The organism is Methylobacterium sp. AC315, assembly GCF_979253755.1.
In genome coordinates, this window is the sequence record NZ_CEEDEA010000175.1 from 1 (window position 1) to 229 (window position 229).

At 74.2% G+C, this 229-nt stretch carries 1 protein-coding gene; it reads left to right on the top strand.

All coding sequences use genetic code 11. The features are described 5' to 3' along the window. Positions 1-229: methyltransferase (locus AC0IY0_RS29175; protein WP_471766529.1), on the top strand; the 229-nt coding region annotated here is incomplete at both ends.

Genomic DNA, 229 nt, shown 5'->3' on the forward strand with positions numbered 1-229 from the left:
CGGCACGGCGCTGCTCCTGGCCAACCTTCCGGCGATGAAGGGACGGGGCGCCGATCTCGGCGGCGGCCTCGGGATCCTGTCCCGGGTAATCCTGGGTTCGCCCGCCGTCACGGCGCTGACGCTGGTCGAGGTCGCTCGCCGCGCCGTAGACATGGCGCATCGCAACGTCGCCGACCCGCGCGCCACGATCGTCAGGGCCGACATCCGGGCGGGCGGCACGGTACCGGGG